This is a genomic window from Hansschlegelia sp. (genome assembly GCF_035538955.1).
In the GTDB taxonomy this organism is placed as follows: Bacteria; Pseudomonadota; Alphaproteobacteria; order Rhizobiales; family Methylopilaceae; genus Methylopila.
Window position 1 is genome coordinate 342,399 of sequence record NZ_DATLJK010000010.1, and the last position, 20,678, is coordinate 363,076.

The following is a 20,678-nucleotide window of genomic DNA, read 5'->3' on the forward strand; positions in this document are numbered from 1 at the left end:
ACATTATTCCGGAGCTTCTTTTCTCCTCATGGCGACCGACATCCTCATCGTCGACGACGAAGCCGACATCCGCGAACTCGTCGCCGGCATTCTGCAGGACGAAGGCCACGGCACGCGGACCGCGCGGAATTCCGACGAGGCGCTGGCGGAAATCGCCAAGCGGCGTCCGCAGCTCGTGTTCCTGGACATCTGGCTGCAGGGCTCGAAGCTCGACGGGCTCGAGATCCTCGACGCGATCCACCGCGACCACCCGGAAATCCCGATCGTCATGATTTCCGGACACGGCAACATCGAGACCGCCGTTTCGGCGATCAAGAGCGGCGCCTACGACTTTATCGAGAAGCCGTTCAAGGCCGACCGTCTCGTGCTGATCGCGCAGCGCGCGCTCGAATCCTTCGCGCTGAAGCGCGAGCTCAAGGATCTGCGGCGCGGCTCCGGGCAAGCCACCAAGTTCATCGGCCATTCCACGGTGATGAACCAGCTGCGCGGCGCCCTCGAACGCGTGGCGCCGACCAACAGCCGTATCCTGATCGCCGGCCCCTCCGGCTCCGGCAAGGAGCTCGCGGCGCGGGTGATCCATGCCCGCTCGGCGCGGGCGAGCGGCCCGTTCGTGCTGATCAACGCCGCTGCGATCACGCCGGAGCGGATGGAGGAGGAGCTGTTCGGCGTCGAAGGCGCCGACGGCCAGCGCAAGATCGGCGCGCTCGAGGAGGCGCATGGCGGCACGCTGTTCATCGACGAGATCGCCGACATGCCGCGCGAGACCCAGAACCGCATCCTGCGCGTGCTGGTCGAGCAGACATTCGCGCGCGTCGGCGGGACCACGCGCGTGCATGTCGACGTGCGGATCATCTCGTCCTCGTCGCGCAATCTTGAGGAGGAGATCGCCGAGGGCCGCTTCCGCGAGGATCTGTTCCACCGGCTCGCGGTGGTGCCCGTGCGGGTGCCGGCGCTCGCCGAACGGCGCGAGGACATTCCCGAGCTGATCGACTTCTTCCTCGACCAGATCTCGGCCGCGACCGGCCTCGCCAAGCGCAAGATCGGCGAGGACGCCATGGCGGTGCTGCAGAGCCATGACTGGCCGGGCAACGTCCGGCAGCTCCGCAACAATGTCGAGCGGCTGATGATCCTCGCCGGCGGCGACGCGGAGGCGGTGGTCACGGCCGACATGCTGCCGTCCGAGATTGGCACCATGGTGCCGCCGACCCCCGCCGGCGCGGGGGGCGAGCAGCTGATGGGGCTTGCGCTGCGCGAGGCGCGCGAGATCTTCGAGCGGCAATATCTGCTCGCCCAGATCAGCCGGTTCGGCGGCAACATCTCCCGCACCGCCGAGTTCATCGGCATGGAGCGCTCGGCGCTTCACCGCAAGCTCAAGGCGCTCGGCATCGGGTGACAGCGATCGTCATCCCGGCCAAGCCGCAGCGCAGAGCCGGGATCGTCGTCCTATTTAAGCGCCTCCTCCGGAGCACGATCCCGGCTCTCAGCTGCGCTTCGGCCGGGATGACGCCTTTCTCCATCTGCGGATCCAACACATGTCCCGCATCGCCTATGTGAACGGCCGCTACGTCCCGCATGCGAGGGCGGCGGTGCACATCGAGGATCGCGGCTACCAGTTCGGCGACGGCGTCTATGAAGTCTGCGAGGTGCGCGACGGCGCGCTGATCGACGAGACGCGGCATCTCGCGCGGCTCGCCCGCTCGCTCGGCGAGCTCAAGATCCGGCCGCCGATGCCGGAGGCGGCGCTCAAGATCGTGCTGCGCGAGACCGTCAGGCGCAACCGGGTGCGCGACGGCATCGTCTATCTCCAGGTCACCCGCGGCGTCGCGCGTCGGGACCACTACTTCCCGGCCGCAGACGTATCGCCGGCCCTGGTGGTGACGGCGCGCTCTTCGGACCGGGCGAAGGTCGAGGCGACCGCCGCGGCCGGCGCCGCGGTCATCACCGTGCCGGAGAACCGGTGGCCGCGCGTCGACATCAAGGCGATCGGGCTGCTGCCCAACGTGCTCGCCAAGCAGCAGGCCCGCGAGGCAGGCGCGCGCGAGGCCTGGTTCGTCGACCCGCAGGGTTTCGTCACCGAGGGCGGCTCGACCAACGCCTGGATCGTCACCGCCGCCGGCGCGCTCGTCACCCGGCCGGCGGATGCGGGAATCCTGCGCGGCGTCACCCGCACGACGGTGTTCGACATCGCGCGCGAGCTCGGCCTCAGCGTCGAGGAGCGCGCCTTTTCTGTGGATGAAGCCAAATCCGCCCGGGAGGCCTTCATCACGGCTGCGACGACGATCGTGACGTCCGTGATCATGATCGACGGCGCGCCAGTCGGCGATGGCGCGCCCGGGCCGGTCGCGCGCGAGCTTCGGCGCCGATTCCATGAGTTCGCGGAGCGCGCGCGAGGGTGACCCGGCGGCCCGGCGACGCCCTGTCGCCCTTGCGAAATTCCCGCGCAGCGGCGTTAATAACCCCGCGCGCGGTCATCCTCCGCCGACGCGCGAGATACGGGGGCAAGCCGCGGCGCAGAATCCGCAGCGCTTCCGCTCGCGCCGTCAGAGGCGTCCGCGCGATCGCTTGAGCTCAAACGAAAGAACAAGAACATGGCCGCCGAGCGCGTTCAGAACCTCCAGGACACCTTTCTGAACAATGTCCGCAAGAACAAGGTGCCCCTCACCATCTTCCTTGTGAACGGCGTTAAGCTGCAGGGCGTCGTGACCTGGTTCGACAATTTTTGCGTGCTGCTGCGCCGCGACGGCCACTCGCAACTCGTCTACAAGCACGCCATATCAACCGTGATGCCGGGCCATCCGATCCAGCTCTTCGAGCCGGAGGAAGAGGCCGAGACGGCGGGTGCGGGCCGCGGACGCTGATGGCGCTCTCGTTGGCCCTTGCGGCGAGCGGGTAAGCGATTGAACGAAATCACGGGTCACAACGGGCAGGGCTACAGCAGCCGGAACGCGCGCACGCGCGCTCTGGTGGTGACGCCGATCCTCTCCTCGCGGCGCGCCGACGAGCCGTTGCGCGCTCCGGCGGCCCGGCTGGAAGAGGCCGTCGGCCTCGCCGAGGCGATCGACCTCGACGTGGCGGAAAGCCGTCTGGTGACGCTGAGCGAGATCCGGCCCTCGACCTATCTGGGCAAGGGCAAGGTCGAGGAGCTCGCCGAGCTCGTGAAGGCCGAAGAGGTCGAGCTCGTCGTGCTCGATGCGGCCCTGAGCCCGGTGCAGCAGCGCAACCTCGAGAAGGAGCTCGGCTCCAAGGTCATCGACCGCACCGGCCTGATCCTCGAGATCTTCGGCCGCCGGGCGCGCACCAAGGAAGGCGTGCTGCAGGTCGAGCACGCCCATCTGACCTGGCAGAAGAGCCGGCTGGTGCGGTCCTGGACCCATCTGGAACGGCAGCGCGGCGGCTTCGGCTTCCTCGGCGGCCCCGGCGAGACCCAGATCGAGGCCGACCGCCGCGTGATCGGCGAGCGCATCCTCAAGATCGAGCGCGAGCTCGAGCAGGTGCGGCGCACCCGCGGGCTGCACCGGGCAGGGCGCAAGCGGGTGCCTTACCCGGTGGTCGCGCTCGTCGGCTACACCAACGCAGGCAAGTCGACGCTGTTCAACCGGCTGACGCGCGCCGAGGTCACGGCGGCCGACATGCTGTTCGCGACCCTCGACCCGACGCTGCGGCAGATCCGCCTGCCGCACGGCGCGCACGCGATCCTGTCCGACACCGTGGGCTTCATCTCCGAGCTGCCGACGCAACTGATCGCAGCCTTCCGGGCGACGCTCGAGGAGGTGATCGAGGCCGACGTCATCCTGCATGTCCGCGACGTCAGCCACGAGGACGCGGAGGCGCAGGCCGCCGACGTCGAGGCGGTGCTGCGCGACCTCGGCATCGATCCGGCCACGGACGAGCGCGTGGTCGAGGTCTGGAACAAGGTCGACCGGCTCGACGAGGACGCGCGGGCGAGCCTCGCCGCGACGGTCGCCCGCCGTGAGGCCGACAGGCGGCCGGTGCTGGTTTCGGCGCTGACCGGGGAGGGCGAGGACGCCCTGCTGGCCGCAATCGAGGCGCGGCTCTCGGCGCGGCGCGAGACGGTGGTCGTCACGATCGCGGCGGATGACGGCGCGGGCGAGAACTGGCTGCACCGGCATGGCGACGTGATGGACCGCAAGGTCGCCGAGGACGGCGCGGTTCAGGTCACGGTTCGGGTCGAGCCGGAGCGGGTCGATGGCCTGCGCCGGCGCTTTGACTCGGTGAACGCCATCTAACCCGCTTGTCCGAGGCGACGCCGCAGCGCGGCGCCGCCTCGGTTTCGCGATGGGCTGAAGCTCAGCGCGGCGTCCAGGTCTCCGTGCCGACCTGCTTGCCACCGGCATAGGTCCAGTAGCCCCCGACCACGCCGCCCTTTTCCACGCTGTAGATCGCGATCCCGGTGTTCGAGCCGGACTTGTAGCCGACCGCGAGCCCATCCGGGCCGCCGATGCCAGTGCCGACGAATTTGTCGGGACCGATCGTCCAAACCACTTGGTACGTCGCGTCGCCGGTCTTCTTCACCGTGACCACGCCTTCATATTCGCCTCCGCCGCCTGGGCTCTCGCCTTTGACGTCGTAGCGCGCCGCGAATTCGGCCGCATAGGCCGAGCTCGCCATCAGGCAGGCGAGGACGCCGGCCGCCACGAAACTGCGCATGATCTTTCCCCCGAAGCCGGCCATTGCGGCCGACGCCCAAGGTAGTGCGCCGGCTTCGCTACAAGCAAACGTCGCCTTGCCGACTTCGCTGTCGGCGGAGAAAGGCCCTGAACGCAGAAACGCCCCGCCGACAGGGCCGGCGAGGCGTTTCATGGACGTCGATGATCCAGGTTCTCACGGGTGTGGGCCGGGCCTCGAAGAGGTGTCTCGGCTTGTCATGAACCTGTGCGTCGTCGATCTATTCCGAAGTATTTGCCTTGCCTGATCCCGACGTCACCGGCCGTTCCGATCCATCGGCAAGCATCCGCAGAGTCACTCAAGGCACACGCTTCGGCAAGTCAGCTAAATTTTTCCTTTTTCCGCTCGGTCCGCGATCCGGATACGCGGCGTAGCGGTCAGTCTACACGCTTCGGCGGAGTCATTTTTCTAGACCTCCGGTGTCTGTGTTGACGAGATCAGGATGCGCCCGTCCGATCCTGTCGTCAACCCGTCATCGATTCGCTTCTTGGGCCGGGCGCGAGTCGGCGCTCGCGCCAACGTCCTCTCAACCTTCGCCGCGTAGAATCGCGTCCAGACGCCCATCCGCAGCCTCCGACCCGGGCGCTCCGGAATGCGCCAGGGCCGCGCCATGACGACTGCTTCGGGACGAACTCTGCAGGCCGGCGCGCTCCTTCCGGAGCTCATCGCCGTGCGCGGGATCGCCGCTGTCGCGATCGTGAGCGCGCATGCGCTGTCGATGGCGACGCGCGGCCATGGCGGCGTGCCGCCTTCCGTCGAATACGCCCGGATCATCGTCGACTTCTTCTTCGTCCAGAGCGGCTTCGTGCTGGCTCATGTGTACGATCCGGCGTGGCGGGAGGGGCGGTTTCGCTACTTCACCTTCCTGGGCAAGCGGCTGGCGCGGCTCTGGCCGCTGCATGTCGCGACCCTTGTCGTGGTGGCGGCGCTGGTGCTGGCGGGCCGCGGGGTCGGGCTCGAGACCGAGAACCCGCACACGCTCTGGAGCTTCGCCGTCACCTTTCTGATGCTGCACTCGACTTGGGCGACCAGCGACCTCGCCTGGAACTGGCCGTCCTGGTCGGTCAGCGCGGAATGGTGCGCCTATCTGGCGATCCCGCTGTTCTTCCTCGCCGCCGACCGGGTGCGCGGATCGACGGCGCGGATCGCGGTGGCGCTCGGCCTGTTCGTCGCCTGCGCGGCGTTCTCGGAGCTCGCGCTCGGCGCGGATCTCGTCACGCTGACCTATGATGGCGGCGCGTTCCGCATCATTCCCTCCTTCTTCGCGGGCATGCTGCTCAGGCGGATGTTCGACGACGAGCCCGCGCTGCTCGCCATGAGCCCGCGCGGCTATGCGGCGGTCGTCGGCGGGGTGTTGGCGGTCTGCGCCGCGCTGATCGCGATGAACGCGACCTATGACGCGCTGTGGCCGCCGATGGTGGTGCTGACCGCGGCGCTCGCGTCCCGCGCCGCGCAGCCCGCGCCCGGCTTGCTGCGCGGCCGGCTCCTGGCGTGGCTCGGCGAGCTCTCCTACGCGATCTATCTGACGCACGCGATCGTGCTGCAGATCGCGTTCACAGGCGCCAAATTTTTAGGGTTCGGTCATACGTTCGCGCAGCGGGCGGCGCTCGGATTCGCGGCGCTGGCCGCGACGGTGTTCGTCGCGCAAGCGGCCTACACGCTCGTGGAGAAGCCCGGGCGCGGCCTGATGGCGCGCCTGTTTTCGCAACCCCGGCCCGCCCGCGCATTGGCGGCGGCGGCCGATCAGGCAGGCGCCGGAAAATGATCGCAGACCTCAGGTCCGGAGCCGCGCCGGCCGAGATCACAGGGGATGTCTGCGTCGTGGGCACGGGCCCGGCAGGCATCACGCTTGCGCTGGAGCTCGCCCGCAAGGGCAAGACCGTGGTGCTGCTCGAAGGCGGCGGCCCGGCCTATGAGGAAGATTCCCAGGACCTCTACCGAGGCGCCGTCACCGGCCACGACAATATCGACGTCGCCAATTCCCGGCTCAGGCAGTTCGGCGGCACGTCCGGCCACTGGACCGGCCTCTGCGCGCCGCTCGACCCGCTCGATTTCGAGAAGCGCGCTGACATGCCGACCCATGGCTGGCCGGTGACGCGCGAGGAGCTCAACCCGTTCTACGCCCGCGCCCAGGATTATCTCGACCTCGGCCCGTTCAAATATGACCTCGCCGACTGGAGCGCCGCGCTCCCGCACAAGGCGCTGCCGCTCGACCCGGCGAAGGTGTTCACGGACGTCTATCAGGAGAGCCCGCCGACGCGGTTCGCCGAGAAGTTCTATGACGCCGTCGCCAACGAGCCGCGCATCCAGTGCTGGCTGCACGCCAGCCTGACCGACGTGACGCTGCGGGACGGCTCCGACGTGGTCCAGTCCGTCACCGCCAGCACGCTCGACGGCCGCCGGACGACCGTGAAGGCCAAGACCTATGTGATCGCCTGCGGCGGGCTCGAGAACGCCCGCATCCTGCTGAACTGCCGCAAGCAGCGGCCTGCGGGTCTCGGCAACGAGCATGATCTCGTCGGCCGCTACTACACCGATCACATGACGGTCGAGACCACCACCATCATGTTCAACGAGGGCGTCGACACCTCGCTCTACGCCGCCGACATGCAGGCCGGCGGGACCAAGCTGCTGATCGGCCTGAAGCTCAACCCGGACCTGATCAAGTCCATGGGCCTCAACAACAATTCGGCGTTCCTCGTGCCGCAGTATGAGAAGGACGTCTACAATGACGACTTCCGCAACTATGGCTGGATCGCGTTCTCCACGATGCTGAAGACGTTCAGCCGCGGGCACGTTCCGGACCGCTTCGCGGAGCGTTATTGCGACATGACCGACGATCTTGGCCAGGTCGCCACCGGCGTGTATCGGCACGCCGTGCGCAGCTTCATGCCGCCGGCGCATCCTGCCCGCGTCTACAAGCTCAGGCAGGACGCCGAACAGTCGCCGAACCCGGACAGCCGCGTCACGCTGATCACCGACAAGGACCCGCTCGGCTTCAACCGCATCGCCCTCGACTGGCGCGTCTCGGCCGACGATCTGCTCAAGTTGCGCCGTACCCATGAGGTGATCGGCGCCGCCATCGGGGCCGCCGGGCTCGGCCGCATGCGGCTCGGCATCGGCGAGAAGCCCGACCTCGAGCTCGCCTATTCGGCCTACCACCACATGGGCACGACCCGCATGCATGACGATCCGCGCCAGGGCGTGGTCGACCGCGACTGCCGGCTGCATTCGGTCGCCAATCTCTACATGGCCGGCAGCTCGACCTTCACCACCGGCGGCTGCGCCAACCCGACGCTCACCGTCGTCACGCTCGCGATCCGGCTCGCCGAGCATCTCGCCGTCGCGGCTTAACGGAGGCCCGCATGGGAAATTTCACCCGCCGCGCGCTGCTGGGTTCGGTCGGCGTGGTTGCGCTCGGCGGCCTGGCCTATGGCGGCAGCCGCGTCGCCTGCCGCTTCGTGCCGCGCAACCATCCGGATTTCTTCTCGCTGCTCGACATGGTGCCGGACGAGCCGGCGGTCCGGCGGCTCGGCCGCAGCGCGCTCGCGGCCGACGGGCTGGCGCGGGACCTGCCGAGCCTCGCGGCCGCGCTGACGGACCGCCCGCTCATCCGGCAGGCGATCGCCGAGGATTGCCCGACCACGCGCAAGACGCTGGTGCAGGACCAGTGCGCGCTGGACTTCGCCGACGACCGCACCGTCGTGGTCGACGGCTGGGTGCTCTCGGAGACCGAGGCCAGCCTCTGCGCCGCCCGGATGCTGAGCGCTCAACCGGTCTGAACCGGATCGCCGTGAAACGAAAAAAGGGGACGCCTCGCGGCGTCCCCTGACGATCGCGGGCCCGTGGCCCGACGGAAGGAAGTCCTCAGACCGAGTAGTACATGTCGAACTCGACCGGATGCGGCGTGTGCTCGAAGCGGATCACGTCCTGCATCTTGAGCTCGATGAAGCTGTCGATCTGGTCGTCGGTGAACACGCCGCCCTTCTTCAGGAACTCGCGGTCCTTGTCGAGCGACTGCAGCGCCTCGCGCAGCGAGCCGCAGACGGTCGGGATCTTGCGCAGTTCCTTCGGCGGTAGGTCGTAGAGATCCTTGTCCATCGCCTGACCGGGATCGATTTTGTTGGTGATGCCGTCGAGGCCGGCCATCATCAGCGCGGCGAAGCACAGATAGGGGTTCGCCGACGGGTCCGGGAAACGGACCTCGACGCGCTTCGCCTTGGGCGAGGTCGTGAACGGGATGCGGCAGGACGCGGAGCGGTTGCGGGCCGAATAGGCCAGCAGCACCGGCGCCTCGAAGCCCGGGACGAGGCGCTTGTAGCTGTTCGTCGTCGGGTTGGTGAAGGCGTTGACCGCCTTCGCGTGCTTGATGATGCCGCCGATGTACCAGAGGCACTCCTGGCTCAGACCGGCGTATTTGTCGCCGGCGAACAGCGGCTTGCCGTCCTTCCAGATCGACATGTGGCAGTGCATGCCCGAGCCGTTGTCGCCATAGACCGGCTTCGGCATGAAGGTCGCGGTCTTGCCGTAGGACTGCGCCACCTGGTGGATGCAGTATTTGTAGACCTGCGTGTGATCGGCCATCAGCACGGCTTCCTCGAATTTGAGGCCGAGCTCGTGCTGGGCGGAAGCCACCTCGTGGTGGTGCTTCTCGACCTTCGCGCCCATCGCGGCCATGGCGGCGAGCATCTCGCCGCGCATGTCCTGCGCGCTGTCCATCGGCGGCACCGGGAAGTAACCGCCCTTGGTGCGGATCCGGTGGCCCAGATTGCCGGTGTCGTATTCGGCGTCGGAATTGGTCGGCAGCTCGTCGGAGTCGAGCTTGAAGCCGGTGTTGTACGGCGTCGCCGCGAAGCGAACGTCGTCGAACACGAAGAACTCGGCCTCGGGGCCGAAATAGATGGTGTCGCCGATGCCGAGCGACTTCAGATAGGCCTCGGCCTTGACCAGCGTGCCGCGCGGGTCGCGCTCATAGGGCTCGTTGGTGGTCGGCTCGAGCACGTCGCACACGACCGAGAGCGTGGAGGCGGCGAAGAACGGATCGATGCAGGCGGTCTTCACGTCCGGCATCAGCAGCATGTCGGACTCGTTGATCGCCTTCCAGCCGGCGATCGACGAGCCGTCGAACATCTGGCCTTCGGCGAAGAAATCCTCGTCCACCATCGTGATGTCGAAGGTGACGTGCTGCCATTTGCCCTTCGGGTCGGTGAACCGGAGGTCCACATATCTGACGTCGTTGTCCTTGATGAACTTCATGACGTCGGCGGCGGATTTCATCGCCATTCTTCTCTTTCCTTGAGCTGGTGTTCTTGGCGTTGGACGCCGCCCCCCGACGGCCGTCCGAGAATCAGATGGCCTCTACGCCGACCTCTCCGGTGCGGATGCGGATGGCTTCCTCGACCGGAGACACGAAAATCTTGCCGTCGCCGATCCGGCCCGTCGCAGCCGCCTTGCGGATCGCCTCGACGGCGCGCTCGACCATATCGTCTCCGAGCACGACCTCGATCTTCACCTTGGGGAGAAAATCGACCACGTACTCAGCGCCGCGATAGAGTTCGGTGTGGCCCTTCTGGCGGCCGAAACCCTTGGCTTCGGTCACCGTGATGCCCTGCACCCCGACCTCCTGCAGCGCCTCCTTCACCTCGTCGAGCTTGAACGGTTTGATGATCGCTTCGATTTTCTTCACGTCGCTGAGCCTCCTCGTCCCGTCCGGTCGCGCCGCCTGGCGGCCGCGCGGACGGGACGCCGCCTGATAGCAGCAAGCATGCCAATCCGCCCAGCCGCTCCCCCCGCCGCCGATGGCAAGGTGTCCTACGACGTGACGGAGTCAAACAGAAGTCGGCGCCATCCGTCATGAGCGCAAATTAGGCAGACTGATGAAAAAATACGCCGCAGATTGCCCGCCGATGCGCCCGAGCCGCGCGCGAATTGGGCAGGGACCAGCAGCGCCGCACTGCTGGGAGCCGACGCGATGATCGAGCTCCTGTCGCCGGAGGGGATGGCGGAGGTCGACCGCGCCTCCGTCAGGGCGGGGGTGAGCGGCGCCACGCTGATGGACAATGCGGGCCGCGCTGTCGCCGCCTGCGCCCGCCGCCGCTGGCCCGATGCGCGCCGCATTCTGGTGCTCGCCGGTCCGGGCAACAATGGCGGCGACGGTTTTGTGGCGGCGCGGGTTCTCGCCGAGCGCGGCCTCGAGGTCGTAGTCGCGACGCTGGGCGAGCGCGAGGCCCTGCGTGGCGACGCGGCGGAGGCCGCCAAGGCCTGGACGGGCGAGACGCGCCCGCTCGCGCGGGCCGATTACGCGTGGCCGGACCTGATCGTCGACGCTCTTTTCGGGGCCGGCCTGTCGCGTCCGCTCGAGGGCGACGCGGCGGAGGCCGTCCGGCGGACCAACGCAGCCGGCGCGCCGGCGCTTGCGGTCGACGTGCCGAGCGGGCTCGACGGCGCGACCGGGGCGGCGCTCGGCGGGCTCTGCGTTCAGGCTGCGGCCACCGTCACCTTCGTGCGGCTGAAGCCGGGCCACATCCTGCTTCCCGGCCGGTCGCTCTGCGGTCCGGTCGACCTTGCGGACATCGGCACGCCGGGCTCCGCGCTCGCCGCGGCCACGCCCGCCGCCTGGCTCAACCGGCCCGAGCTCTGGCGCGCCGCCGTGCCAACGCCTGCGATCGATGCCCACAAATACACCCGCGGACACGCCGCCGTCTGGAGCGGACCGGCGCTGCGCACCGGCGCGGCCCGGCTCGCCGCCATGGCGGCCTTCCGCGCCGGCGCCGGCGCCGTCACCATCGTGGGCGAGCGCGACGCCCTCCAGGTCCATGCCGCGCATGTCACAGCCATCATGCTGCGGGAGCCGAGCGCCGATGGCGGCTGGGCCGATATTCTGCACGAGCGCCGGGTCGCAGCCGTGGTGGTCGGGCCGGGGGCGGGGATCACTGACCGCACGCGGCTCGCGCTCGCCCAGGCGCGCGCCGCCGGCTGCGCCACAGTAATCGACGCCGACGTCTTCAGCCTGTTTCCGGGCGACCCGGAAGGGCTCGCGAAGCTCATCGCGACAGGGCAGGGCGGGGCGGCGCTCACGCCCCATGACGGCGAGTTCGGGCGGCTGTTCGGCGACGCCGCGCCGGCCGGCTCGCGGCTCGAGCGCGCCAAGGCCGCAGCCGCAAGGCTCGGCGTTGTCGTCGCGCTCAAGGGGCCCGACACCGTCGTGGCCGCGCCGGACGGCCGCGCCGCGATCGCCGACAATGCGCCGCCCGATCTCGCCACCGCCGGCGCCGGCGACGTCCTCGCCGGCATCTGCGCGGGCCTGATGGCGCAGCGCGTCCCGGCTTTCGAGGCGGCGGCGGCGGCGGTCTGGCTGCACGGCGAGGCGGCGAGGGTGGTGGGACGCGGCCTGATCGCCGACGATCTGCCGGGAGCGTTGCCGACGGTGCTGCGGCGGCTGTAGCGCCCGGTGGCGAGGCGCGAACGGGGGCCTCACTTTTCTGGTGCGCGCCGTGATCGCCATGCTATAGACCGCGCGCGCTTCGCGCCGTTGTTTCAGGCGAGGCGTTGCGCCCGGCGCGGGCGTGGTGGAACTGGTAGACACGCGGGATTTAGGTTCCCGTGGCGCAAGCCGTGGGGGTTCGAGCCCCTCCGCCCGCACCAAGCCGGACCTCAAGCCCGCCGCTTCCCGTGAAACGTTTTGCGCGGGCGCGCGCTTCTCAGGCGCGGCGCCCCGCACAGACTCTTACAAGAGACCGACGCCATGCAGGTGACGCAAACCCTCGACGAAGGCCTGAAGCGCGAGTTCAAGATCGTGGTTCCGGCCGCCGATCTCGACAGCCGCGTCAATGAGCGCCTGTCGACGATGAAGGACCGCGTCAACATCAACGGCTTCCGCAAGGGCAAGGTGCCGCTGCCGCACCTCAAGAAGCTCTATGGGAAGGCCGCGATGGCCGAGGTGCTCGAGCAGGTCGTGGCCGACGCGAACCGCAAGATCGTCGACGACAACGGCTTCAGGCTCGCGATGCAGCCGCAGGTGCGCGTGACCGCCGAGGGCGAGGACGACGAGCAGGCCGCCGTCGAAGGCGTCATGGCCGGCAAGCACGACCTCGCGCTGACGGTGAAGCTCGAGGTGCTGCCCAAGGTCGAGCTCAAGGAGCTCGCGGAGCTCAAGGTCGAGAAGCTGACCGCTGCGGTCACGGACGCCGAGGTCGACGAGGCGGTCGAGCGGATCGCCAAGCAGAATCGGGGCTTTTCGGCCAAGGAAGAAGGCGCGACGGCCGCCGAGGGCGATCGCGTCACGATCGATTTCGTCGGCAAGATCGACGGCGAGCCGTTCGAGGGCGGCGCCGCGGAAGACCAGCCGCTCGAGCTCGGCTCGAACAGCTTCATCCCCGGCTTCGAGAGCCAGCTGGTCGGCGTCAAGGCCGGCGACCAGAAGGTCGTGACGGTGAAGTTCCCCGACGACTACGGCGCGCCGCATCTCGCGGGCAAGGAAGCGACCTTCGACGTCACCGTGAAGGCGATCGAGGCGCCGGCCGAGCTGAAGATCGACGACGAGTTCGCCAAGTCGCTCGGGCTCGACAGCCTCGACGCGCTCAAGGCCGCCGCGCGCCAGCAGATCGAGACCGAATACGCCCGCGTCTCGCGCCAGAAGGTCAAGCGCCAGGTGCTCGACGCGCTCGACGCTCAGTACGATTTCGATCTGCCGCCGACGCTGGTCGAGCAGGAGTTCGAGAACGTCTGGCGCCAGGTCTCGGCCGATCTCGTGGCGTCGAAGCGCACCTTCGAGGACGAGGGCACGACCGAGGCGGAGGCCGAGGCCGACTACCGCAAGATCGCCGAGCGCCGGGTGCGCCTCGGCCTTGTCCTTGCGGAGCTCGGGGACAAGCACGATGTGAAGGTCACCGAGGACGAGGTTCGCGACGCGCTGATCGCGCGGGCGCGCCAATTCCCTGGCCAAGAGCAGCGGGTTTGGGACTACTATCGCCAGAATCAGGAGGCGATCGCGGAGCTCCGCGCGCCGATCTTCGAGGAGAAGGTCGTCGACGCGATTCTCGCGGGCGCCACGGTCGAGGAGCGCTCCGTCAGCAAGGAGGAGCTCCTCGCAGCCGACGAAGACGGCGACAAGGCCAAGGCGTCGGAGTGACCTCCGGCGGAGCGGCCCCAGGGCCGCTCAAGACCGCCTACACGCAAGGGTGACGACGATGCGCGACATGTACGATCAGGCGACGAGCTTCCTCATCCCGATGGTCATCGAGCAGACCAACCGGGGCGAGCGCTCGTTCGACATCTATTCCCGCCTGCTCAAGGAGCGCATCATCTTCCTGTCGGGCCCGGTCCAGGACGACATGGCGTCGGTGATCTGCGCCCAGCTGCTGTTCCTCGAGGCCGAGAATCCGAAGAAGGAAATCTCGCTCTACATCAACTCGCCGGGCGGCGTGGTCACCTCCGGCCTCGCGATCTACGACACGATGCAGTACATCCGCCCGCCGGTCGCGACCCTCTGCATGGGCCAGGCCGCCTCGATGGGCTCGCTGCTGCTGACCGCGGGCGAGAAGGGCATGCGCGGCGCGCTGCCGAACGCGCGCATCATGGTCCATCAGCCGTCGGGCGGCTTCCAGGGTCAGGCCTCGGACATCGAGCGCCACGCCGAGGACATCGTGAAGATCAAGCGTCGGCTGAACGAGATTTATGTGAAGCACTGCGGCCGCTCCTATGAGGAGATCGACCGCACCCTCGATCGCGACACGTTCATGACCGCCGACATGGCCCGTGACTTCGGGCTGATCGACCAGGTGTTCGAGAAGCGCCCGAGCGAGGGCGAAGGCGATCAGAAGGCTGCGTGACGAAAACACATCGTCAGCCATCTTCGGCGTCGCTCGCGGCGGCAGGCTGTTGCTGCGCGCGCACAATGGCCTATCATCGCACCTCGGCGTTGCGTCGCGCGGGCCGGGTCCCTACGTGACGGCGCCGATTGGTTAAGTTCGGTCGGCGTATCACGTCATTGATGGAGCGACGCGACTCAGTGCGGGCGACATCGACCCGAAAGGGACTATTGAGATGAGCAAGGTCGGCGGCGGCGACGCCAAGAACACCCTCTACTGCTCCTTCTGCGGCAAAAGCCAGCACGAGGTGCGCAAGCTCATCGCCGGACCCACCGTCTTTATTTGCGACGAGTGCGTCGAGCTGTGCATGGACATCATCCGCGAGGAGAACAAGTCCTCGCTGGTCAAGTCCCGTGACGGCATCCCTACGCCGAAGGAGATCCGCAAGGTGCTCGATGACTATGTCATCGGGCAGGACCACGCCAAGAAAGTGCTCTCGGTCGCGGTCCACAACCACTACAAGCGGCTCAACCACGCGACGAAGCACAACGACGTCGAGCTCGCGAAGTCGAACATTCTGCTGATCGGCCCGACCGGCTGCGGCAAGACGCTGCTCGCGCAGACGCTCGCCCGCATCCTGGACGTGCCGTTCACGATGGCCGACGCCACGACGCTGACCGAGGCCGGCTATGTCGGCGAGGATGTCGAGAACATCATCCTGAAGCTGCTGCAGGCCGCCGACTACAATGTCGAGCGGGCGCAGCGCGGCATCGTCTACATCGACGAGATCGACAAGATCAGCCGCAAGTCGGACAACCCGTCGATCACGCGCGACGTGTCGGGCGAGGGCGTCCAGCAGGCGCTGCTCAAGATCATGGAAGGCACCGTCGCCTCCGTGCCGCCGCAGGGCGGCAGGAAGCACCCGCAGCAGGAGTTTCTGCAGGTCGACACGACCAACATCCTGTTCATCTGCGGCGGCGCCTTCGCGGGCCTCGACAAGATCATCTCGGGTCGCGGCAAATCGACCTCCATCGGCTTCGGAGCCAAGGTGGCGGCGCCCGACGATCGCAAGACGGGAGAGATCTTCCGCCATGTCGAGCCGGAGGATCTGCTGCGCTTCGGTCTGATTCCGGAATTCGTCGGCCGTCTGCCGGTGCTGGCCACGCTCGAGGACCTCGACGAGGCGGCGCTGAAGACGATCCTGACGGAGCCCAAGAACGCGCTGGTGAAGCAGTATCAGCGGCTGTTCGAGATGGAGAACGTCGAGCTCTCGTTCAACGACGACGCGCTGTCGGCGATCTCCAAGAAGGCGATCGAGCGCAAGACCGGCGCCCGCGGCCTCAGGTCGATCATGGAGCAGATTCTGCTCGACACGATGTTCGACCTGCCGGGCCTTGAAGGCGTCGAGCAGGTGGTGATCTCGGGCGACGTCGCCGACGGCAAGGGCCGGCCGCTCTACATCTACGCCGACCGCGCCAGCGAGGCCGGCGCGAGCGCCTGACCGCGTCCGGCCGCTAAGACCACGAAACGCCCGCGGGTCGTCCCCGCGGGCGTTTTTTGTTTCGTCGATGCGGCGAGCGGAGCAGTGATCGAGGGTTCGGCGCGAGAGCGATGCCAGAGGCCCTCACCCCGACCGTCTCCCGCAGGCGGGAGAGGGGGGTCGTAGCGTCTCACTGCCCTCTGAGGCTTCGTGGCGACATGGCCGCCCCCTTCTTACGCTCGCGGGAGAAGGTAAGGATGAGGGCGCGTCGGCCTCACGCGAGAGCCTTTGTCGGCCACGGCCAGAAGCGCGATCTCGCGCTGCGACAGGCTCTCACTCCAGGTTCGTCTCGCACGGGGAGAGGGGGAGCCATGCGCCTGCGGTGGAGCGTGCGGAACGTCTTCTTGACACCCCACGGGGCGGTGGCCACCTAATCAGCAACGCTGCGATCTCCGAGTCCGCTTGGTGTTCGACGCATCCCCTAGGGCGGACATTCGCGGGGCCATCTGGGCCGCGACAAGTCCGCGCCTCGCAAGGCGTACCGCCGTCCTCCCCGGCGCGCGCCATGAAAGGATCAGAGTATGACCGCCGCCAAATCGCGCGCGCCCGTGAAGCCGGGCGAAGCCGACGTCCATCCCGTGCTGCCGTTGCGGGACATCGTGGTCTTCCCGCACATGATCGTGCCGCTCTTCGTCGGCCGCGAGAAATCCATCCGTGCGCTCGAAGAGGTGATGAAGGCGGACAAGCCGATCCTGCTCGCCACCCAGAAGAACGCCACCGACGACGATCCCGCGCCCGACGCGATCTACGAGATCGGGACGCTCGCCTCCGTGCTGCAGCTGCTGAAGCTTCCGGACGGCACCGTGAAGGTGCTGGTCGAAGGCCAATCGCGCGGCCGCGTGCTCGGCTACACGGACCGCAAGGAGTTCTTCGAGGCCCGCATCGAGGCCGTGGAGGACGTCGTCGAGAAGCCGGTCGAGGTCGAGGCGCTGGCGCGCTCGGTCGTCTCCGACTTCGAGAACTACGTGAAGCTGAACAAGAAGGTGTCGCCGGAGGTCGTGAGCGCCGTCACGCAGATCGACGACGCCTCCAAGCTCGCCGACACCATCGCTTCGCATCTCGCGGTTAAGATTCCCGAGAAGCAGTCGGTGCTGGAGCTGCTCGACGTGCTCGAGCGGCTGGAGCGGGTGCTCTCGCTGATGGAAAGCGAAGTCTCGGTCCTTCAGGTCGAGAAGCGTATCCGCACGCGCGTCAAGCGCCAGATGGAGAAGACGCAGCGCGAGTACTACCTGAACGAGCAGATGAAGGCGATCCAGAAGGAGCTCGGGGACGACGAGGGTCGTGACGACCTCGCCGAGCTCGAGGAGCGGATCGCCAAGACCAAGCTCTCCAAGGAAGCGCGCGAAAAGGCCGACGCCGAGTTCAAGAAGCTGCGGCAGATGAGCCCGATGTCCGCCGAGGCGACGGTGGTCCGCAACTACCTCGACTGGCTGCTGTCGATCCCGTGGGGCGTCAAGTCGAAGGTCAAGAAGGACCTGCCGGCGGCCGAGAAGATTCTCGAATCCGATCACTTCGGGCTCGAGAAGGTCAAGGAGCGGATCATCGAGTACCTGGCGGTGCAGAGCCGGGCGAACAAGCTGACCGGGCCGATCCTGTGCCTCGTCGGACCTCCCGGCGTGGGCAAGACCTCGCTCGCCAAGTCGATCGCCAAGGCCACGGGCCGCGAATATGTCCGCATGTCGCTCGGCGGCGTGCGTGACGAGGCTGAGATCCGCGGCCACCGGCGCACCTATATCGGCTCGATGCCCGGCAAGGTCATCCAGTCGATGAAGAAGGCGAAGAAGGCGAACCCGCTCTTCCTGCTCGACGAGATCGACAAGATGGGCATGGACTTCCGGGGCGACCCGGCGTCCGCGCTGCTTGAGGTGCTCGACCCCGAGCAGAACTTCTCGTTCAACGACCATTACCTCGAGGTCGACTACGACCTGTCGAACGTGATGTTCGTGACGACGGCGAACACGCTGAACATCCCCGGCCCGCTGATGGACCGGATGGAGATCATCCGGATCGCCGGCTACACCGAGGAGGAGAAGCTCGAGATCGCCAAGCGTCACCTTCTGCCCGAGGTCATGAAGAAGCATGGCCTGGGTCCGAAGGAGTTCTCGATCGACGACGCCTCGGTGCTCACCGTCATCCGCCGCTATACGCGGGAGGCGGGCGTGCGCAATCTTGAGCGTGAGCTCGCCAACCTCGCCCGCAAGGCCGTCAAGGAGCTCGTCTTCGCCAAGAGCAAGAAGAAGACGATCAAGGTGACGGAAGCCAAGGTCGCCGACTTCCTCGGCGTGCCGCGGTATCGCTACGGCGAGGCGGAGAGCGAGGACCAGGTCGGCGTGGTCACGGGTCTCGCCTGGACGGAGGTCGGCGGCGAACTGCTGACGATCGAAGGCGTCATGATGCCCGGCAAGGGCAAGATGACGGTCACGGGCAACCTCAAGGACGTGATGAAGGAGTCGATCTCCGCCGCCGCGTCCTATGTCCGCAGCCGCGCCATCGATTTCGGCATCGAGCCGCCGCTGTTCGACCGGCGGGACATCCACGTCCACGTGCCGGAAGGCGCGACTCCGAAGGACGGACCCTCGGCGGGCGTCGCCATGACGACCGCGATCGTGTCGGTGATGACCGGCATCCCGGTCCACAAGGACGTGGCGATGACGGGTGAGATCACCCTGCGCGGCCGCGTGCTGCCGATCGGCGGGCTCAAGGAGAAGCTGCTCGCGGCGCTGCGCGGCGGCATCAAGACGGTGCTGATCCCGGAGGAGAACGCCAAGGATTTGGCGGACCTTCCGGACAGCGTGAAGAGCCGTCTGGAGATCGTGCCGGTCCGCGTCATCGACGAGGTGCTGAGCCGGGCGCTGCTGAGGCGGCCGGAGCCGATCGAGTGGGAAGAGGAGCAGCCCGCTCCGCCGCGGGCCGCCGCGGTCGACGAAGACGGCGCGGCCATCCGCGCGCACTGACGCTGAGCGTGCCATTGTGGCACGCCCGCTCTGCTCGAGAGCATGAGACAGGCCCGGGACCCCGTCCCGGGCCTTTTTCGTCAGCCGAACAGGCGCGAAAGGCGTCGAAACTCACCGTTTTCTCCCTGTCCGTCCTTGCCACCGCAGCGTTTTCGATCAAGGGTGCGCGCCTCTTTTCGGGACCGGTTCTTTGCAGGCCCGAGTCCCGCCGTCGCTCAATGGAGAGAACGATGAACAAATCCGATCTCATCGCCGAAGTCGCCGACACCTCCGGCCTGTCGAAGCTCGACGCCGCCAAGGCCGTGGACGCGACCTTCGACGCCGTCATCGCGGCTCTCAAGAAGGGTGAGGAAGTCCGCCTCGTAGGCTTCGGCACCTTCGCGGTCGTGAAGCGCGCCGCCGGCGTCGGCCGCAACCTGCGCACTGGCGAAACGATCAAGATTCCTGAGTCCAACACGCCTAAGTTCAAGGCGGGCCAGGCCCTCAAGGACGCCGTCAACGGCTGATCGGCGTTCGGGCGGGGCGTTCTTCGAGCGTCCCGGCCCGGCGCGGGGCTTGTCCGTCGCAGCGGCGCGCCTACGCCGCGGATGGGCGGTTAGCTCAGTTGGTAGAGCATCTCGTTTACACCGAGAGGGTCGGCGGTTCGAGCCCGTCACCGCCCACCATTGGCGCCCCTAGGCGGCGCGTGGAGTCCGGAAAAGCCGGTCTCTCAAAGCGGTTAGAGCGACGGCGGTCGCCCTGGGGACAGAGACGGCAGGGGGCTTCGGCCCGCTTGACAGGCGCCCCCCCGTCCCGTACCAACCGCCGCACGTCACGGGGCCAGCCCCGTTTCGGGGGTGTAGCTCAGTCGGTTAGAGCGCCGGCCTGTCACGCCGGAGGCCGCGGGTTCGAGTCCCGTCACTCCCGCCATTACTCTCCAGAGGTTGGACAGAACCTCTGGACCCGGTTCCGCCAAGCGGGCCGGCGAGACGATAGATCATCCACCCATCTCGTTGTTGCGGGCCGCCGCGGCCTTCTGGGCCGCCAGGACCTTCAGTTCGCATGCGTCTGGCTGGCCGTGAATGGCCTTGGGCCGAACGGCGCGATGCCCGGGGCTGGCCGGCGCTCGCGGCGGAGGGGCAGCCGACCCGGCCGCGGAACGCCGAGGAATCGCGCCGCTCGCCGCCAGGACGGCCGGTGTCCGCACGTCCCGGCCGGCGGACGCTGTGGCGAACGAATTCCCTTCAGGACGTCATGCCTCCGCGTCCAGCCGCTGCTGCAGCCTTGCGCTCAGGCGGTCGGCGACGGCCGCGAAAAACACCTTCTGGCGGTGAAGCTCATCGCCGTCCGGGCCGCCGCGTTTGGGCGAATCGCAGCTTTCGAGGCGGATGATCGCCGAATCGAGCCGCTCGAACAGGCAGTCTGCGAAGCGTTCGACATTGACTGTCGGGCGTTCGACCGCCTCGGCGATTCCGTCGACGAACGTCTCGACATGCTGCTCGAGATCCGGCCCCCCTGCGGCGGCGTAGCGCGCCGCCTGTGCGGCGGCGAGCTCCATGACCTCCCCCACGCTGATCGTGTTCATGGCGTCTCTCCATCAACGCGTGATCGAGCGACGATGGAACCCCGCCATGGTTGCCGGTTCGTTAATGGCGGACGGCGCTCCGCGCAGGACGCGCTAAGCCGAAGCGGCGGCTCGTCCACGGAGTC

The 20,678-nt window shown here is 67.8% G+C and carries 17 protein-coding genes and 3 tRNA genes; 16 read left to right on the forward strand and 4 right to left on the reverse strand.

The window, feature by feature from the left end; translation table 11 throughout:
- Positions 1–28 precede the first annotated feature (28 nt).
- The 4 genes from VM780_RS07970 to hflX all read left to right on the forward strand — a co-directional run bounded on the left by VM780_RS07970 (position 29) and on the right by hflX (position 4,247).
- Complete coding sequence (locus VM780_RS07970; RefSeq protein WP_325446731.1) at positions 29–1,393, forward strand: sigma-54 dependent transcriptional regulator; 1,365 nt, start codon at positions 29–31, stop codon at positions 1,391–1,393.
- A gap of 139 nt (positions 1,394–1,532) precedes the next feature.
- A complete protein-coding gene (locus VM780_RS07975) occupies positions 1,533–2,396 on the forward strand; it encodes a D-amino-acid transaminase (RefSeq protein ID WP_325446732.1) in 864 nt (287 codons plus the stop codon).
- A 192-nt stretch (positions 2,397–2,588) separates the two neighbouring features.
- Positions 2,589–2,858: an RNA chaperone Hfq gene (hfq, locus tag VM780_RS07980; RefSeq protein ID WP_325446733.1), complete on the forward strand. Its 270-nt coding sequence runs from the start codon at positions 2,589–2,591 to the stop codon at positions 2,856–2,858.
- A 48-nt stretch (positions 2,859–2,906) separates the two neighbouring features.
- Positions 2,907–4,247, forward strand: a complete 1,341-nt coding sequence (gene hflX, locus VM780_RS07985) for a GTPase HflX (protein WP_414652804.1) — start codon at positions 2,907–2,909, stop codon at positions 4,245–4,247.
- 61 nt (positions 4,248–4,308) lie between these two features.
- Here the strand turns inward: hflX and VM780_RS07990 are convergent, their stop codons facing one another.
- Positions 4,309–4,668 (reverse strand): hypothetical protein, encoded by a 360-nt coding sequence (locus VM780_RS07990; protein ID WP_325446734.1) that lies wholly within the window; start codon positions 4,666–4,668, stop codon positions 4,309–4,311.
- Between the two features lie 628 nt (positions 4,669–5,296).
- On the opposite strand from VM780_RS07990, the gene VM780_RS07995 reads away from it, so the two are divergent.
- The 3 genes from VM780_RS07995 to VM780_RS08005 are packed head-to-tail and all read left to right on the forward strand — an operon-like array spanning position 5,297 to position 8,468.
- Positions 5,297–6,451: an acyltransferase gene (locus tag VM780_RS07995; RefSeq protein WP_325446735.1), complete on the forward strand. Its 1,155-nt coding sequence runs from the start codon at positions 5,297–5,299 to the stop codon at positions 6,449–6,451.
- On the forward strand, positions 6,448–8,040 hold the full coding sequence (locus VM780_RS08000) for a GMC family oxidoreductase (protein ID WP_325446736.1): 1,593 nt from the start codon (positions 6,448–6,450) through the stop codon (positions 8,038–8,040). The genes VM780_RS07995 and VM780_RS08000 overlap by 4 nt, the downstream gene beginning before the upstream one ends.
- An 11-nt stretch (positions 8,041–8,051) precedes the next feature.
- Complete coding sequence (locus VM780_RS08005; protein ID WP_325446737.1) at positions 8,052–8,468, forward strand: hypothetical protein; 417 nt, start codon at positions 8,052–8,054, stop codon at positions 8,466–8,468.
- 85 nt (positions 8,469–8,553) lie between these two features.
- Here VM780_RS08005 and glnA read toward each other — a convergent pair whose 3' ends face one another.
- Positions 8,554–9,963 (reverse strand): type I glutamate--ammonia ligase, encoded by a 1,410-nt coding sequence (gene glnA, locus VM780_RS08010; protein ID WP_325446762.1) that lies wholly within the window; start codon positions 9,961–9,963, stop codon positions 8,554–8,556.
- Positions 9,964–10,033: 70 nt separating this feature from the next.
- Entirely contained in the window at positions 10,034–10,372 is a 339-nt protein-coding gene (locus tag VM780_RS08015; RefSeq protein ID WP_325446738.1) for a P-II family nitrogen regulator, read from the reverse strand.
- 285 nt (positions 10,373–10,657) lie between these two features.
- On the opposite strand from VM780_RS08015, the gene VM780_RS08020 reads away from it, so the two are divergent.
- The 9 genes from VM780_RS08020 to VM780_RS08060 all read left to right on the forward strand — a co-directional run bounded on the left by VM780_RS08020 (position 10,658) and on the right by VM780_RS08060 (position 19,898).
- A complete protein-coding gene (locus VM780_RS08020; protein ID WP_325446739.1) occupies positions 10,658–12,130 on the forward strand; it encodes an NAD(P)H-hydrate dehydratase in 1,473 nt (490 codons plus the stop codon).
- 115 nt (positions 12,131–12,245) lie between these two features.
- Positions 12,246–12,330 (forward strand) — tRNA-Leu (locus VM780_RS08025).
- Positions 12,331–12,430: 100 nt separating this feature from the next.
- Entirely contained in the window at positions 12,431–13,816 is a 1,386-nt protein-coding gene (gene tig, locus VM780_RS08030) for a trigger factor (RefSeq protein WP_325446740.1), read from the forward strand.
- A 67-nt stretch (positions 13,817–13,883) separates the two neighbouring features.
- Positions 13,884–14,516, forward strand: coding sequence for an ATP-dependent Clp protease proteolytic subunit (locus VM780_RS08035; protein ID WP_325446763.1), 633 nt, complete (start codon positions 13,884–13,886; stop codon positions 14,514–14,516).
- A gap of 214 nt (positions 14,517–14,730) precedes the next feature.
- The gene (gene clpX, locus VM780_RS08040) at positions 14,731–15,996 is read left to right on the forward strand and encodes an ATP-dependent Clp protease ATP-binding subunit ClpX (protein ID WP_325446741.1); all 1,266 of its coding nucleotides are present in this window, start codon (positions 14,731–14,733) and stop codon (positions 15,994–15,996) included.
- Between the two features lie 560 nt (positions 15,997–16,556).
- Positions 16,557–18,989 carry an endopeptidase La gene (gene lon, locus VM780_RS08045; protein ID WP_325446742.1) on the forward strand — a complete coding sequence of 811 codons (2,433 nt, stop codon included), beginning with the start codon at positions 16,557–16,559 and terminating at the stop codon, positions 18,987–18,989.
- A 230-nt stretch (positions 18,990–19,219) separates the two neighbouring features.
- A complete protein-coding gene (locus VM780_RS08050) occupies positions 19,220–19,495 on the forward strand; it encodes an HU family DNA-binding protein (RefSeq protein ID WP_325446743.1) in 276 nt (91 codons plus the stop codon).
- An 83-nt stretch (positions 19,496–19,578) separates the two neighbouring features.
- Positions 19,579–19,654, forward strand: a tRNA-Val gene (locus tag VM780_RS08055).
- A gap of 167 nt (positions 19,655–19,821) precedes the next feature.
- Positions 19,822–19,898 (forward strand) — tRNA-Asp (locus VM780_RS08060).
- Positions 19,899–20,220: 322 nt separating this feature from the next.
- On the opposite strand, the gene VM780_RS08065 is transcribed toward VM780_RS08060, so the two are convergent.
- Positions 20,221–20,526 carry a hypothetical protein gene (locus tag VM780_RS08065; protein WP_325446744.1) on the reverse strand — a complete coding sequence of 102 codons (306 nt, stop codon included), beginning with the start codon at positions 20,524–20,526 and terminating at the stop codon, positions 20,221–20,223.
- Between the last annotated feature and the right edge of the window lie 152 nt (positions 20,527–20,678).

What these genes read in the sequence shown, in the direction of transcription:
- VM780_RS07970 (WP_325446731.1), top strand. Translation starts at nt 29, where the DNA reads ATGGCGACCGACATCCTCATCGTCGACGACGAAGCCGACATCCGCGAA.
- VM780_RS07975 (WP_325446732.1), top strand. Translation starts at nt 1,533, where the DNA reads ATGTCCCGCATCGCCTATGTGAACGGCCGCTACGTCCCGCATGCGAGG.
- hfq (WP_325446733.1), top strand. Translation starts at nt 2,589, where the DNA reads ATGGCCGCCGAGCGCGTTCAGAACCTCCAGGACACCTTTCTGAACAAT.
- VM780_RS07990 (WP_325446734.1), bottom strand. Translation starts at nt 4,668, where the DNA reads ATGCGCAGTTTCGTGGCGGCCGGCGTCCTCGCCTGCCTGATGGCGAGC.
- VM780_RS07995 (WP_325446735.1), top strand. Translation starts at nt 5,297, where the DNA reads ATGACGACTGCTTCGGGACGAACTCTGCAGGCCGGCGCGCTCCTTCCG.
- VM780_RS08000 (WP_325446736.1), top strand. Translation starts at nt 6,448, where the DNA reads ATGATCGCAGACCTCAGGTCCGGAGCCGCGCCGGCCGAGATCACAGGG.
- VM780_RS08005 (WP_325446737.1), top strand. Translation starts at nt 8,052, where the DNA reads ATGGGAAATTTCACCCGCCGCGCGCTGCTGGGTTCGGTCGGCGTGGTT.
- glnA (WP_325446762.1), bottom strand. Translation starts at nt 9,963, where the DNA reads ATGAAATCCGCCGCCGACGTCATGAAGTTCATCAAGGACAACGACGTC.
- VM780_RS08020 (WP_325446739.1), top strand. Translation starts at nt 10,658, where the DNA reads ATGATCGAGCTCCTGTCGCCGGAGGGGATGGCGGAGGTCGACCGCGCC.
- tig (WP_325446740.1), top strand. Translation starts at nt 12,431, where the DNA reads ATGCAGGTGACGCAAACCCTCGACGAAGGCCTGAAGCGCGAGTTCAAG.
- VM780_RS08035 (WP_325446763.1), top strand. Translation starts at nt 13,884, where the DNA reads ATGTACGATCAGGCGACGAGCTTCCTCATCCCGATGGTCATCGAGCAG.
- clpX (WP_325446741.1), top strand. Translation starts at nt 14,731, where the DNA reads ATGAGCAAGGTCGGCGGCGGCGACGCCAAGAACACCCTCTACTGCTCC.
- lon (WP_325446742.1), top strand. Translation starts at nt 16,557, where the DNA reads ATGACCGCCGCCAAATCGCGCGCGCCCGTGAAGCCGGGCGAAGCCGAC.
- VM780_RS08050 (WP_325446743.1), top strand. Translation starts at nt 19,220, where the DNA reads ATGAACAAATCCGATCTCATCGCCGAAGTCGCCGACACCTCCGGCCTG.
- VM780_RS08065 (WP_325446744.1), bottom strand. Translation starts at nt 20,526, where the DNA reads ATGGAGCTCGCCGCCGCACAGGCGGCGCGCTACGCCGCCGCAGGGGGG.